We start from the raw sequence: 13,472 nt of genomic DNA, 5'->3' as shown, positions 1-13,472 counted from the left end.
GGCCTGCCGATGCCGAAGGACAAGCCCGCCGCGGGTCGCGGCGGGCTTCCGGGCGGGCTGCCCGGCGGTGTTCAGCGCGCCGGGCCGGAGGGCAGCGGCAGGGTCTTGCCATTGAGTGTCAGCTGGCCCGGCTGCAGCTGGATCGTGCTGGTCAGGAACTCGCCTTCCTGGAGCAGGTAGCCCGAGGACTGGGCCATCGCCACCATGGCATCCACATCCTGCGCCCGGGCGCCGGGCCGGCCCGTGGACTGCATCAGCGGCAGGGCCCAGGCCTTGGGAACCCGCGCACTGGCCTGCAGCACCGAGGCTCTCATCAGGGCCGACGTCCAGCCCGCCTGCGCCACCTCCGCTTCGGAAGGCGCGCGCTGCACTTCGCCGCCGTATTCCAGCTGGCCGGTGCGCCCCTGGTAGGTGGCCTTCATCTTCATCGAGTACGCCGGCAAGGCAGCGACCAGACGAGGCGCATTCTCGGTGAGCACGGCCGCACCTCGCTCTTCCATCGAGGCCATCGCCTGCGCAAGACCGCCCGCGCGGTATCCGTCGAGCAGCATGCGCTGGAAGCTGCGGATGGCTTCGATGTCGATGCGCTGGATTTTCTCTTCCAGGCCGATCGACTCGAAGTCGAGCGCGCCGATGCGTCCCGCCGCACTCATCGTCGTCGTCATGCTGAGCGTGCTGTCGGTCGCGTCGATGAGATAGATCCCCGTGGCATTTTTGACGTCCAGCAGAGGGCGGGGGTCGCGGCCTTCCGCGGGCTGGACGCTCGCCGCCACCCGCGCGAAACGCATGTCGCCCTTGCCGGGGCCGATGCCCCAGAGTCCGTTGATCGGGACGTAGTCGAAGGTGCCCTCCATGCCCTCCACGGTGATCGACGTGCGGTCCACCGGCTCGGCGGACGCCGTCTCGTCGGCGTCGTTTTCGTCCTCATCCTCGGCGGCCGCCTGCGCGGCGGAGTCCGGTAGGCCCGTCATGTTGAACTCCGGCCAGCGAAAGCTACCTTGCAGCCGGCGGCCGTCACGGCCAATGGCGAAGTCGGAGACCATCTCCTGCCACCGCAGGGTCACGCCGTCGCTGCCCTCCGCCTCGCCGGCCGGCAGCCGCAGATGGACATCGTGGCTGCCCGTGAGATGGTGCACGCTCGTCAGCACGGGGGCGGACGCCTTTCCCAGATGGGCAAGGGCCTCGTCGTCCAGCCCCTCCAGCGCGAACCGGTAGTCCGCCACCGCAGCTGCGACCCGTGCACCGGCCAGCGGGCCGTGCCGTACCAGGGCGTCCACCACCAGCCGCAGCGGCGGGGAAGCGGGACGGCCCTCTTGCGCGGGCGCCGGCGCCCATTGCAGCACCATGCGTGCCTTCGATGCGAAGAACCCCCTGTCGTAATCGGTGGAGACCACCGCATCGTCGCCGAGCGCATTGCGCAACTCGGCCACGGCATCCTGGTAGCCCGCCTGGGCGCGCTGGCCCAGGTACCAGGTCGCGCCACCGTAGGCCGCTGCGACCGCAGCCACCACGGCGGCTGCCACTCCCACTTTCTTGTTGTCCATTGTCGATTCCGTTGCATGAAAAAAAACAGGTGCCATGGGCACCGGCCGGGAGTATGCCGCCAGAACCCGGTGATCCATGGGAGTGGCAGGAGTGGCAGGAGGGGCGGCAGCGCCGGCGCGGGGGCCGGCAAGAAAAAAGCCCGCGGCCTTTCCAGGCAGCGGGCTTCGCGGCAGGCGGCGTGGCCGCGCCGGTCGATCAGCGCAGGTCGAAACGGTCCAGGTCCATCACCTTGGCCCAGGCGGCCACGAAGTCCTGCACGAACTTCTCTTTCGCGTCGGCGCTGGCGTACACCTCGGCCAGGGAGCGCAGCACGGCGTTGGAGCCGAAGACCAGATCGACACGGGTGCCGGTCCACTTCTTCTCGCCGGTCTTGCGGTCGCGGCCCTCGAACAGGTCGCCGGCCGGCTTCCATTCGGTGGACATGTCCAGCAAATTGGCGAAGAAGTCGTTCGTGAGCGCGCCCGGCGTGGCGGTGAACACGCCGTGCGTGGCGCCACCCACGTTGATGTTGATGGCGCGCAGGCCGCCGACCAGCACCGTCATCTCCGGCGCCGTGAGGGTCAGCAGTTGCGCCTTGTCCAGCAGCAGCACCTCGGCCGGCACGCTGTAGCGGGCCTTGGTGTAGTTGCGGAAGCCATCGGCCACCGGTTCCAGCACGGAGAACGATTCCACGTCGGTCTGGTCCTGGCGCGCATCGGCACGGCCCGGGTTGAAGGGCACGTTCACGGCCACGCCCGCGGCCTTGGCGGCCTGCTCCACGCCGGCCGCGCCGGCCAGCACGATCAGGTCGGCCAGCGAGATGCGCTTGTCGCCAGCGGCGCCCTTGTTGAAGTCGCGCTGGATGCCTTCGAGCACCTGCAGCACGCGGGCCAGCTGCCCGGGCTGGTTGGAGGCCCAGTCCTTCTGGGGGCTGAGGCGGATGCGCGCCCCGTTGGCGCCGCCGCGCTTGTCGGAGCCGCGGAAGGTGGAGGCCGAAGCCCAGGCGGTGCCGACCAGTTCCTGCACGGTGAGGCCGGAAGCCAGCACGCTTGCCTTGAGCGCGGCCACGTCGGCGGCCTCGACCAGGTCGTGGGTGACGGCCGGGATCGGGTCCTGCCAGATCAGTTCTTCCTTCGGCACTTCGGGGCCCAGGTAGCGGGCGCGCGGGCCCATGTCGCGGTGCGTCAGCTTGAACCAGGCGCGGGCGAAGGCTTCGGCGAAGGCCTGCGGATTTTCCAGGAAGCGGCGCGAGATCTTCTCGTAGGCAGGGTCGAAGCGCAGCGACAGGTCGGTCGTGAGCATGGTCGGCACGCGCTTCTTCGACGGGTCGTACGCGTCGGGGATGGTCGCGGGAGCGTTCTTCGCTTGCCACTGGTGGGCGCCGGCAGGGCTCGGGGTGAGTTCCCATTCGAACTTGAACAGGTTCTCGAAGAACTCGTTGCCCCACTGGGCGGGCGTGCTGGTCCAGGTGACTTCCAGGCCGCTGGTGATGGCATCGCCGGCCTTGCCGGAACCGAAGCTGCTGGCCCAGCCCAGGCCCTGCTGTTCCAGGCCAGCGGCTTCCGGTTCGGGGCCGACGTGGTCGGCGGCGCCGGCGCCGTGGGTCTTGCCGAAGGTGTGGCCGCCGGCGATCAGCGCGACGGTCTCTTCGTCGTCCATGGCCATGCGGGCGAAGGTTTCGCGGATGTCGTGCGCGGCGGCGACCGGGTCGGGGTTGCCCTCCGGGCCTTCGGGGTTCACGTAGATGAGGCCCATCTGCACGGCGGCCAGCGGGTTCTCGAGCACGCGCTCCTTCTCGTGGCCGTGCATGGCCGGCTCGGCCACGAGGGTACCGTCGCCCGGCGTGCCCTTGCCATAGCGCGCGTCGCCGCCCAGCCAGGTCTTCTCGCTGCCCCAGTACACGTCCTGGTCGGGTTCCCAGGTGTCCTCGCGGCCGCCGGCGAAGCCGAAGGTGCGGAAGCCCATGGTTTCGAGCGCCACGTTGCCGGTCAGCACCAGCAGGTCGGCCCAGGAGATCTTCTGGCCGTATTTCTGCTTGATGGGCCAGAGCAGGCGGCGGGATTTGTCGATGTTGACGTTGTCGGGCCAGCTGTTGAGGGGGGCGAAGCGCTGCTGGCCCCGGCCCGCGCCGCCGCGGCCGTCACCGGTGCGGTAGGTGCCGGCGGCATGCCAGGCCATGCGCACGAACTGCGGGCCGTAGTGGCCGAAGTCGGCAGGCCACCAGTCCTGCGAATCCGTCATGAGGGCGCGCAGGTCGCGCTTGAGGCCTTCGTAGTCCAGCTTCTTGAACTCTTCGGCGTAGTTGAAGGATGTTCCCAGCGGGTCGGACTTGCTCGAATGCTGGTTGAGCAGGTCCAGGCGCAACTGGTTGGGCCACCAATCCTTGTTGATGGTGCCGCCATTGGCAGCTGCTGCATGGAACGGGCACTTGGTTGCGTCTTGCGTCATGGGGCACTCCTTTTGTGGCTGAGCAATGGAGGGAATGCTACGCAAAGTCGACAGGAAGAAAAAATCAATTGATCAAATTTCTTCCATAGCTTTTAACAAACAACTTCGACGGAACGGCAATGGCCCAGGTGGCTCGGGATCAGACGCTGCACGGCAGTCCTTCGCTGCAGCCGGCCCAGAAAATCTGCTCGGCCCCGACCTCCACGGCGTGGTGCCCCAGAGGCTGCAGGCAGCCGTCCTGCCCGATGCGAAAGGTACTGAAGCCGGCGGGACAGTGCCGGATGCCCTCCGGGGTGCGCTGCGCGCTGGCCTGCCGAATGGCCGCCACGAGCAGCCGGCCGCCGTGCGCGAGGGCGATGCAGCGTGCGTGCAGGCCCTGCAGGGGCTGGCACTGTACCGGCGCCGCCTCGCCCGTGCGCGTGTCCAGGCGGAAGACGACGATACTGTTCTCGCCTCCGGCCCAGACGGTGTGCGCCCCCTCCTGCACCACCGCATGCGAGCGGTTCACGGCGTACGCGAATCCGCCACCCGGATGCAGCGCCAGCCCCCCGGCCAGTTGCGGGCGGTGGATGCGATCCGGTCGCTGGAGCATGCCCACCGTGTGGGCAGGCTGCGCGGCGATGCGCCCGCCACGGATGGAAAACACCGCCAGCGCGTTCTGCCGCTCCAGCACTGCGTACAGCCAGGGCGCGGCTGGGTGGAAAGCACAGTTGCGCGGGCCGAAGCCGAAGCCCCCCGAGGGCGCGACCGTCTGCATGGGCCGCGCACCGCCCTGCGGCCCGATGCGCAGGCGCCTGAGCGACCCGGGATTTTCCGCGCGCACCGCCGTGGCGTCGTCGCCGCGACAGGTCAGCAGCACCTCGTCGCTGCCGGGCATGGGAAGGACCTGGTGCGGGAACCAGCCCACGAGTTCCTCGCCTTCGAACGGGCCGAGGCACTCTCCCCCCCTGCCCGCTTCGTCCAGCGGATGCACGGTCAATGCCGCCGGCAGGTTGTAGGCGATGAGCAGGCGGCGCCCGGCCGGATCGAGCGCGGCATGGATGGGCCGGTACGGCAGCGCTGCGGGCGCTTCCAGCAGGCGCATGGGGCCGTCCACGGCCACCCGGGCCAGCCGGTGACGGTCTCCCGGGCGGCCGACACCGCCATTGCTGCAAGCGACGTAGAGCAGACCGCGCTCGCGGTCGAGGCAGGCGAACTGCACGCCGGAGGGCATGGCCAGCCGGTCGATCTCGCGCATGCCGCCCTGCGCATCCAGCGCATGGCGGACCAGGCGATCGCCGACCGCCGCGAAAAAAGACTCCGTGGGGAGCGCCGGTCCAGCCCCCGGTTCGGCAAGGGGGCCGGCCGGGCGATCAGGTGGGTTCATGGCATTTCTGTGGGCGGGCCGTCGGCAGGACCGGTGATGATGGCGAAGCCTCGCCCGCCCGCCAATCCATTACGCACTGCGTAACGCTTGCGGCCATGGAACGCAGCGGCACGCCGGCCGGCGCTACCATCGCGGCATGTCCAGGCACGCGGCGAAACGGCCGCCCTCCCGCACGGCTTCGGCGCCCGCCAGCACGCCGGTGCGCTCCCTGCTGCAGCCGGACGGCGGCGCGCCGCCGGAGCTTTCCCGCGACCATGTGCAGGCCGTGCATCGCGCGATGGGCCTGCTCACGGCGTTCCATGGTGACGAACAGTTCCTGCCGCTCGCCGAGCTGGCCCGGCGCACGGGCATGCACAAACCCACGGCGCTGCGGCTGGCGCGCACGCTCGCGCTCTCGCGCTTCCTGGTGCAGCGCGAGGACGGGGCCTGGCGGCTGGGGCCGTCGGCCGGCTGGATCGGCTCGCGCTACCAGGCGCAGTTCGATGCGGAATCGGCCATCGAACCCATCCTGCAGAAGCTGTCCATGCTCACCGGGGAAAGTGCGTCGTTCTACGTGCATGAGGGCAATCTGCGCAGTTGCCTCATGCGCTTCGACGGGCCCAACGCGCGGCCCGACCATCCGCGCTCCGGCGAACTGCTGCCCCTGGAGCTGGGCGCGCCCGGCCACGTCATCCTGGCGGCGCTCGGCCAGCCCGGCGACCTGTACGAGCGCATCCGCCGCCGCGGCTACCACCACGCCCGGGCCGAACGCAGTACCGGCGCGGCCAGCGTGGCGGCTGCCGTACGCGGCGCGCAAGGCGCGGTGCTGGGCGCCGTCAGCACCTCGGGCCCCGTGGAGCGGCTGACCACGGCCGTGCTGCGCGCCCATGCGCCCCACACCGTGGCGGCGGCACGGCAGCTGGGCGCGGCACTCGGCGGCATGCCGGCCACCGCGCTGCGTGCGACCTGGCACCCGTGATGCAACTCCGCGCCCGGGAACCCGCCGCATACCGCCTCGCATAGCTCCAAGCTTCCGTTACGCAATGCGTAACGCGTTGCGGCGGGCATCCGGGCGTTTTCCAATGCGGCCACGTCCTGCGCAGCGCAGGCGACACGGACCCCGGACCCTTCGACACCATGACCACCCAGCCTTCCCGCCCGCAGTTCGGCCCCGCGCCGAATGCCCGCGCCCACCTGCCCCGCCGCCTGCGCGGCATTCTGTCGCTGAACGACTTCGAGGCCGCCGCGCGCCGCACGCTGCCACGGCCGATCTTCGGTTACCTGCAGGGCGGCGTGGAAGACAACGTGACGCTGCAGGCCAACCATGCCGCCTTCCGACAATGGCTGTTCCGTACCAGCGTGCTGGTCGATGTTTCGGGCCGCAGCCAGGCCACCACGCTGATGGGCGAGCGCTACCGCGCGCCGTTCGGCATCGCCCCCATGGGCCTGTGCGCCCTGTTCGCGTTCGAGGGCGACCTGGTGCTGGCACGCGCCGCCGAGGCGGCGGGCATCCCGTTCGTGCTGAGCGGCGCCTCGCTGACCCGGCTGGAGGACGTGGCGCGCGCAGCGCCCACCTGTGGCTGGTTCCAGGCCTACATCCCGGGTGAGCCGGCGCACATCGAGGGGCTGGTGCAGCGGGTCGCTCAGGCGGGTTTCCGGACGCTGGTGGTCACGGTGGACACGGCCACGCTCGCCAACCGCGAGAACAATGTGCGCGTGGGCTTTTCCACGCCGCTGCGGCCCGGCCCGCGGCTGGCATGGGACGGGCTGGTGCGCCCGCGCTGGCTGGTGGGCACGCTCGCCCGCACGCTGCTGGAGCGGGGCATGCCGCATTTCGAGAACGCCGGCGCGGGACGGGGCGTTCCCATCATCTCGCGCAGCGTGGTGCGCCAGTTCGGCCTGCGCGATCACCTCCAATGGGAGCACCTCGCCCTCATCCGCAGGCAATGGAAGGGCCGGCTGGTCGTCAAGGGCGTCATTTCGGCGGCGGACGTGGAGCGCGCCGGGCAGGCCGGCGCGGACGGCGTGATCCTGTCCAACCATGGAGGCCGGCAGCTCGACGGCACGGTACCGCCGCTGCGCGTCCTGCAGGAGGCCGCACGCGTGAAGGGCGGCATGGCCCTGATGCTCGACAGCGGCGTGCGCCGCGGCACCGACGTGCTCAAGGCCCTGGCCCTGGGCGCGGACCACGTATTCGTCGGCCGCCCGATGGCCTATGCCGCGGCGGTGGGCGGCCAGGCCGGCGTGGCGCATGCCATCGGCCTGCTGCAGGACGAAATCCACCGCGACATGGCCCTGCTGGGCGTGTCCTCGCTGGCCGAACTGCATCCCGCCCATCTCATCCCCGCTTGAAACTTACAGGAGACATCCATGCCACCACGGATCACCCGCCGCGCCGCCCTGGCCGCCACGCTCGCGACCCCGCTCGCCCTCTCGCTCGCCCCCCTGCAGCCTGCCCGGGCCCAGTCCGCGAAGGACGGCTACCCCGCCCGTCCCGTCAAGGTGGTCGTGCCCTTCGTGCCCGGGGGCAACGCCGACAGCACCGCTCGCATCTTCGCGGAAGCCTACGCCCAGCGGCTGGGCCAGCCTTTCGTGATCGACAACCGCGGGGGCGCGAGCGGCATGATCGGCGCGCTGCAGGTGGTGCGCTCGGAGCCCGACGGCTACACGCTGCTCATGGGCACGACGGCGCCCATCGTCTCCAGCTGGCAACTCGCGGGCAAGGCCGCGTACGGGCTCAAGGACATGAAGGCCGTGGCCCTGCTCACGCTGGTGCCGGGCGTGCTGGTGGTGAATGCCGAATCCTCTTTCAAGACCTACCAGGACTTCGTGGCCCACGCCAGGGCGCACCCGGGGGAAGTGCGGATCGGCCACCCCGGCAACGGCACCGCGGGCCACGTCAATATCCTGCAGATCCAGAAGGCGCTCGGCACCCCGTTCGTGATTGCCGGCTACAAGGGCGCCGGCCCCGCCGTGCAGGATCTGCTGGGCCGGCAGCTGGACGCCGTGGCCACCGACTTGCCCTCCGCCCTGCAGCTCGTCAAGGGTGGCAAGCTGCGGGCGCTGGGCGTGGTCTTTCCGCAGCGGGTACCCTCGCTGCCCGACGTGCCCACGATGGCCGAGGCGCGCCAGCCCGAGGTGGACATCGCGCCGTTCACCGCCGTCATGGCGCCGCGCAATGTCCCGCAGGCCATCGTGGACCGGATCGTCGCCACCAACGACGCCGTGCTCGCTGACGCCGCCACGCGCAAGCGCGTGGAGGACATCGGCGGCGTGCCGACGCGCATGGCAACGGCGGATTTCGAGCAGTTCCTGGCGCGCCACGCAGCGACCTATGCAGCACTCATCCACTCCGGGCTGTTGACGGCGGATTGAGACACGGGCGCATGCGCGCGCGGTCAGCGCCCCTGCGCGCGCAGCAGCGCATCCAGCCGCGGATACACGCGGCGCGCGTTGCGCTCGAACAGCAGGTGCCGCTCGGCATCGGAGACGCCCTGCACCGCATCGACATAACGGCGTGTGTCGTCGAAGGGAAAGCCCGTCTCGGGGTCCACCCCCTTCACGGCGCCGAAGATCTCCGAGGCGAAGAGCACGTTGTCCGCCGGGATCACCTTCAACAGCAGGTCGATCCCCGGCTGGTGATAGACGCAGGTGTCGAAGAACACATTGCGCAGCAGGTCCTCCATCGGCGGGCGTCCCAGCTGCAGGGCAAGCCCGCGGTAGCGGCCCCAGTGGTAGGGCACGGCGCCGCCGCCGTGCGGTATCACGAACCGCAGCGTGGGAAAGTCCCTGAACAGGTCCGACAGCACGAACTGCATGAAGGCGGCGGTGTCGCCGTTCAGGTAGTGCGCGCCCGTATGGTGGAAGTTGGGGTTGCACGAGCAGCTCACATGCACCATGCCGGGCACGTCCAGTTCGACCATCTTCTCGTAGAGCGGATACCAGTAGCGGTCCGTCATCGGGGGATCGGTCCAGTAGCCGTCGGACGGATCGGGGTTGATGTTGCAGCCCACGAAGCCCATCCCGTTCACGCAGCGCTCCAGTTCCGCCACGCACTCCGCCATGCCGGAGCGCGGTGACTGGGGCAACTGGCATACCCCGGCGAATTCGCGCGGGTAGAGCCGGGTGACGCGGTGGATCAGGTCGTTGCAGGCCTGCGCCCAGTGCCGGCTGGTCACCGCGTTGCCGACGTGGTGGGCCATGGCGCCGGCCATGGGCGAGAAGATCGTCATGTCCACGCCGCGCAGGCGCTGGGTGGCGATCTGGTGCGGCTCCAGGCTGTCGCGGATCTCGTCGTCGCTGATGCGCACGTCCGGGCTCAGGGCAGGCGCGCCGGGCTCGTCCAGCAGCGCCACCTGCCGGGCGCGGTAGTCGTTGAGCGCCCTGGGCGCGGTGGTGTAGTGGCCGTGGCAATCGATGATCATTGAGGTGGTCTCCGTGGCAGGGCGCGCGGGCCCCGGGGGGGTCAGTTCAGCTCGATGCCGGACTCGCGGATCAGCTTGTCCCACCCTGCCGACTCCTTGCGCGTGATGTCGCCGAGCTCCCTGGCCGAGGTCACGTGCAGGTCCACGCCCTGGGCCTCCAGCCGGCTGTCGAACGCCTTGTCGGCCGCCAGCCCGGACAGGGCCTTGCCCAGCCGGGCGATGACCGGTGCGGGCGTGCCCGCCGGCGCGTACAGGGCATACCACGTCGTGTATTCGAAACCGGGCACGCCCGCCTTGCCGATGAGGGGGATGTCCTTGTACGCGGCGGAGGTGGACGGCCCGGTGACCCCCACCACGCGGATCGCGCCCTTGTCGATCATTCCCTTCATCGAGGGCAGGCTGCTGAACATGGCCTGGACCTCGCCCGCGGCCAGGTCGGTCATCGCCTGGGAGGTTCCCTTGTAGGGCACATGCCGCGCGTCGATGCCCGCAGCACGCTTGAACATCTCGGCACCCAGGTGCGCCAGCCCGCCCACGCCGGCGGACGCGAAATTCACCGCTCCGGGATGCGCCCGGGCGTAATCGGTCAACTCCTTCACCGTGCGCACGGGCAGCTTGCTGGACACCACCAGCACGTGCGGACTGGTGGTCACCATGCCCACGGGCGCGAGCTGCGCGAGGACGTCCACGCGGTTCCTGGTCAGCAACGGCTGGATCACCACGTTGCCCGATGCCGCGAACAGCAGCGTGTAGCCGTCGGCTGGCGCCCGCGCCACGGTGTTCAGCGCCGGTACGCCGGCGCCACCGCCCAGGTTCTCCACCACCAGCGATTGCCCCAGGTCCCTGCCGAGCGATTGCGCCATTTCGCGGGCGATCACGTCGGCAGGGCCGCCCGCGGCGAACGGAACGACCACGCGGATGGGCTTTGCGGGATAGGGGTCCGCCTGGGCCAGGGCCGGCGGGGCGATCAAGGCAGTGCACGCGCACAGGGCTGCGCCGAAAAGGGCTCGCTTCGTCATCACGGTGTGTCTCCTGAAGGCCCTCGAAGTGGGGCCGCGGCGCGATCGTAGGAACGAAGCGGAGCGCCGCGAAGCGCGTTACGGCAGGCGTAACGCGGCTGGATGCGGGCCCTGATGCATCACGGATGCCAGGTGGAGCGCAGCGCCGCCACCGAGACGCCCCCCAGCTTCCAGGACAGCTGCGCCGCCGTACGCACCACGGCCGGTGCACAGGCCTGCAGCAGCGCCTGGGTCAGGCGGTCGATGGGGCCGGAGATGCTGACCGAGCCCAGCACCGCGCGCTGCGCGCCCTGCACGGCAGCCGACACGCTGGCCGCGCCCGCGCTGCGCTCGCCGCGCGTGATGCCGTAGCCTTCGCGCCGGATCCGGTCGTAGAGGGCGCCGTGCTCACCGAGGGCGGCCAGGATCACGCGGCCGGCCGAGCCGCGCTCCAGCGGCAGCAGCTCGCCGGGACGCACATGGCGGCGTATGCCGCGCGGCCCTTCGCAGCGCACGAGGCAGCTGCGGATGTCGCCCTCGTAAACATGGAAGGACGCGCTCTCGCCCGTGGCCGCGGACAGCTCCATGAGCAGCGGCTCGATGATGGCATTGACGTCGAATTGCGCCTGGTAGCGTGCACCGATCGCTCCCGCGCCGGGCCCCAGGCGCCATGCGCCATCGGCAGCGCGCTGCACGAGGAACCCCTCGTCGGCCAGGGTGCGCGCCAGGCGCAGCACGGTGGGCTTGTGCAGGCCGGTGCGCCGCGCCAGTTCGGCCAGCGGCACGAAGGCCTCGTCGCCGGAGAACGCCCGCAGCACCGCCAGCGCGCGCGCCACGGACTGGACCGGCTCCCTGGCCCCCGGCTGCGGCATGGCTCAGCGCGCGGCCCCGTGCAGCGGGAGCCCCGGCGCGTCCATGGACGCGCGCAGCACGCGGCCATGCGTGGAGTCGGTCACGTACAGCGTGCGCCGCCCTTCCCCGCCGAAGGCGAGATTGGTGGTGGAGCTGCCGGGCACGCCGCGCAGCACCTGCACCGGCTCCGCCCGGCCATTGAGCACCCAGACCACCCCCAGGCCCGGGTTGGCGACCAGCACGCGCCCCTCCTCGGCGTCCACGGCCAGACCGTCCGGGCCGCTGGGCCCGTAGGACGTGAAGAACTGGCTCACCTTGGCCACGCTGCCGTCGGGCAGCAGCGGCACGCGCCAGACGCAGTTGCCGCGCGTGACGGCCAGGTACAGCACGCGGCCGTCGGGCGAGAGCGCCACGCCGTTGGGACTGGGCACGTTGTGCAGCAGCAGGTCGAGCTGGCCGTTGGGGCGCAGGCGGTAGAGGCGCCCGGACGGATCGTGCAGGCCGCTCTGCCCCTGGTCGGTGAAGTAGAGGTTGCCCTCGGCATCGAAGACCAGGTCGTTCACGCCCTTGAAGCGCTCGCTGTTGCGGCGCTGCAGATAGGGGGTTACCTGGCCGGTGGCGACGTCCAGCCGCATCAGCCCGTTCTTGTAGTCGGTGATGAGCAGCGTGCCGGCGTCGAGGAACTTCATGCCGTTGGGCTCGCCGTCGTATTCGGCCACGAGGCTCCAGGCACCCTGCGGGTCGATGCGGAAGATGCGGCCCCAGGGGATGTCGCTCACGTAGAGGTTGCCGGCCTCGTCGAACACCGGGCCTTCGAGGAACGAATCGGTGACCGTGCCGCCGCGGTTTGCGTCGGCCCAGTCGCTGCGTTCCGGGCGCCGCAGGGATGCGGGCATGGCCGTGAAGGCTTCGAGCTCGCGGATCTGGGGGGCTTGCAGCAAGAACATGAAGAGGGGTTCCTTTCCTTGGAAACAGCGCTCAGGCCGCGACGCCGAAACCGTAGAGCCGCGCCGGGTTGTCGACCAGGATGCCATCCATCGCGGCGTCCGAGCCGGCCCAGGCACGCAGCAGGTCCACCAGCGCCGCATCGTCCACGGTGCCGGGCGCCTCGGTGGTGTGAGGCCAGTCGCTGCCCCACACCAGCCGCTGCGGCGCGGCCTGCACCAGGGCGCGGCCCAGGGGCAGCGTATCCGCATAGCCGGGACCGTGCACCGTGGAGCGCATGTAGGCGCCCGAGAGCTTGACCCAGGTGTTGCCGGCGTCCAGCAGCCCCCGCAGCACGCTGTAGGCCGCGCCGGCCGTGCCTCCGGCCGGGTCGATGCGCCCCAGGTGGTCGATGACCAGTGGCAGGGGCAATGCCCGCAGCAGGGGCGCCAGCGCCACGATCTGCTCCGGGTGCGCGAACACCTGGATGTGCCAGCCCCCGCAGTCCGGGTGGCCCGCCACCTGCCGCGCCAGGTTGGCCAGCATGTCGGGCGTGGTCTCGCCCCAGGACTGCGGCGAGACGAAGTTGACGCGCAGCCCCCGCACCCGCCGCGCCGCCAGGCGGGACAGCTCGGCGCCGGAGACGTCCTGCCCGACCACGGCCACGCCGCGCGCGCTGTCGCCCAGCTGGTCCAGCGCGTCGAGCGTGCAGGCGTTGTCGGTGCCGTAGGTGGACGGCGTGACCACCACCGCGCGCGACGTGCCCAGCCGCTGCTGCAGCCGGCGGTAGGCGGCCACCGGCGCATCGGGCGGCGTGCGCGGCCAGTGCGGCGACGGCGCGAACCGCCGGTCGAAGATGTGCATGTGGCTGTCGCTGGCCAGCGCGGGCAGCGCGCGCGAGGGACGGTTCGTTCCCACCGAATGGGGCACGGGTTCGGAGAGGTCGGGCAGATTCAT

Annotated in this window: 11 protein-coding genes; 3 read left to right on the top strand and 8 right to left on the bottom strand. The window is 70.8% G+C overall.

The window, feature by feature from the left end; genetic code table 11:
- Positions 1-71: 71 nt before the first annotated feature.
- The 3 genes from ACGHC0_RS11485 to ACGHC0_RS11475 form a co-directional block, all read right to left on the bottom strand.
- A complete protein-coding gene (locus ACGHC0_RS11485; protein ID WP_415268270.1) occupies positions 72-1,544 on the bottom strand; it encodes a YdgA family protein in 1,473 nt (490 codons plus the stop codon).
- Positions 1,545-1,740: 196 nt separating this feature from the next.
- Positions 1,741-3,972 carry a catalase/peroxidase HPI gene (gene katG, locus ACGHC0_RS11480; RefSeq protein ID WP_415268269.1) on the bottom strand — a complete coding sequence of 744 codons (2,232 nt, stop codon included), beginning with the start codon at positions 3,970-3,972 and terminating at the stop codon, positions 1,741-1,743.
- A gap of 139 nt (positions 3,973-4,111) precedes the next feature.
- Complete coding sequence (locus tag ACGHC0_RS11475) at positions 4,112-5,338, bottom strand: lactonase family protein (RefSeq protein WP_415268268.1); 1,227 nt, start codon at positions 5,336-5,338, stop codon at positions 4,112-4,114.
- Between the two features lie 136 nt (positions 5,339-5,474).
- On the opposite strand from ACGHC0_RS11475, the gene ACGHC0_RS11470 reads away from it, so the two are divergent.
- The 3 genes from ACGHC0_RS11470 to ACGHC0_RS11460 all read left to right on the top strand — a co-directional run bounded on the left by ACGHC0_RS11470 (position 5,475) and on the right by ACGHC0_RS11460 (position 8,692).
- Complete coding sequence (locus tag ACGHC0_RS11470; protein ID WP_405045348.1) at positions 5,475-6,296, top strand: IclR family transcriptional regulator; 822 nt, start codon at positions 5,475-5,477, stop codon at positions 6,294-6,296.
- Positions 6,297-6,454: 158 nt separating this feature from the next.
- Positions 6,455-7,669 carry an alpha-hydroxy acid oxidase gene (locus ACGHC0_RS11465; RefSeq protein ID WP_415268267.1) on the top strand — a complete coding sequence of 405 codons (1,215 nt, stop codon included), beginning with the start codon at positions 6,455-6,457 and terminating at the stop codon, positions 7,667-7,669.
- A gap of 18 nt (positions 7,670-7,687) precedes the next feature.
- Positions 7,688-8,692, top strand: coding sequence for a tripartite tricarboxylate transporter substrate binding protein (locus ACGHC0_RS11460; protein ID WP_415268266.1), 1,005 nt, complete (start codon positions 7,688-7,690; stop codon positions 8,690-8,692).
- Positions 8,693-8,715: 23 nt separating this feature from the next.
- On the opposite strand, the gene ACGHC0_RS11455 is transcribed toward ACGHC0_RS11460, so the two are convergent.
- From ACGHC0_RS11455 to ACGHC0_RS11435, 5 genes are all read right to left on the bottom strand, one after another.
- The gene (locus ACGHC0_RS11455; protein WP_415268265.1) at positions 8,716-9,741 is read right to left on the bottom strand and encodes an amidohydrolase family protein; all 1,026 of its coding nucleotides are present in this window, start codon (positions 9,739-9,741) and stop codon (positions 8,716-8,718) included.
- A 41-nt stretch (positions 9,742-9,782) separates the two neighbouring features.
- Positions 9,783-10,760 carry a Bug family tripartite tricarboxylate transporter substrate binding protein gene (locus ACGHC0_RS11450; RefSeq protein WP_415268264.1) on the bottom strand — a complete coding sequence of 326 codons (978 nt, stop codon included), beginning with the start codon at positions 10,758-10,760 and terminating at the stop codon, positions 9,783-9,785.
- Positions 10,761-10,879: 119 nt separating this feature from the next.
- Positions 10,880-11,611 carry an IclR family transcriptional regulator gene (locus ACGHC0_RS11445; protein WP_368355325.1) on the bottom strand — a complete coding sequence of 244 codons (732 nt, stop codon included), beginning with the start codon at positions 11,609-11,611 and terminating at the stop codon, positions 10,880-10,882.
- Positions 11,612-11,614: 3 nt separating this feature from the next.
- Positions 11,615-12,538: an SMP-30/gluconolactonase/LRE family protein gene (locus tag ACGHC0_RS11440; protein WP_415268263.1), complete on the bottom strand. Its 924-nt coding sequence runs from the start codon at positions 12,536-12,538 to the stop codon at positions 11,615-11,617.
- Positions 12,539-12,569: 31 nt separating this feature from the next.
- Positions 12,570-13,472 carry an amidohydrolase family protein gene (locus ACGHC0_RS11435; protein WP_415268262.1) on the bottom strand — a complete coding sequence of 301 codons (903 nt, stop codon included), beginning with the start codon at positions 13,470-13,472 and terminating at the stop codon, positions 12,570-12,572.

This window comes from Acidovorax sacchari, from assembly GCF_042847045.1.
GTDB lineage: Bacteria > Pseudomonadota > Gammaproteobacteria > Burkholderiales > Burkholderiaceae_C > Paracidovorax > Paracidovorax sacchari.
The sequence above is the reverse complement of the archived record's forward strand: the minus strand, read 5'-3'. Positions and strand labels throughout refer to the sequence as shown.

What these genes read in the sequence shown, in the direction of transcription:
- ACGHC0_RS11485 (WP_415268270.1), bottom strand. Translation starts at nt 1,544, where the DNA reads ATGGACAACAAGAAAGTGGGAGTGGCAGCCGCCGTGGTGGCTGCGGTC.
- katG (WP_415268269.1), bottom strand. Translation starts at nt 3,972, where the DNA reads ATGACGCAAGACGCAACCAAGTGCCCGTTCCATGCAGCAGCTGCCAAT.
- ACGHC0_RS11475 (WP_415268268.1), bottom strand. Translation starts at nt 5,338, where the DNA reads ATGAACCCACCTGATCGCCCGGCCGGCCCCCTTGCCGAACCGGGGGCT.
- ACGHC0_RS11470 (WP_405045348.1), top strand. Translation starts at nt 5,475, where the DNA reads ATGTCCAGGCACGCGGCGAAACGGCCGCCCTCCCGCACGGCTTCGGCG.
- ACGHC0_RS11465 (WP_415268267.1), top strand. Translation starts at nt 6,455, where the DNA reads ATGACCACCCAGCCTTCCCGCCCGCAGTTCGGCCCCGCGCCGAATGCC.
- ACGHC0_RS11460 (WP_415268266.1), top strand. Translation starts at nt 7,688, where the DNA reads ATGCCACCACGGATCACCCGCCGCGCCGCCCTGGCCGCCACGCTCGCG.
- ACGHC0_RS11455 (WP_415268265.1), bottom strand. Translation starts at nt 9,741, where the DNA reads ATGATCATCGATTGCCACGGCCACTACACCACCGCGCCCAGGGCGCTC.
- ACGHC0_RS11450 (WP_415268264.1), bottom strand. Translation starts at nt 10,760, where the DNA reads ATGACGAAGCGAGCCCTTTTCGGCGCAGCCCTGTGCGCGTGCACTGCC.
- ACGHC0_RS11445 (WP_368355325.1), bottom strand. Translation starts at nt 11,611, where the DNA reads ATGCCGCAGCCGGGGGCCAGGGAGCCGGTCCAGTCCGTGGCGCGCGCG.
- ACGHC0_RS11440 (WP_415268263.1), bottom strand. Translation starts at nt 12,538, where the DNA reads ATGTTCTTGCTGCAAGCCCCCCAGATCCGCGAGCTCGAAGCCTTCACG.
- ACGHC0_RS11435 (WP_415268262.1), bottom strand. Translation starts at nt 13,472, where the DNA reads ATGAATCTGCCCGACCTCTCCGAACCCGTGCCCCATTCGGTGGGAACG.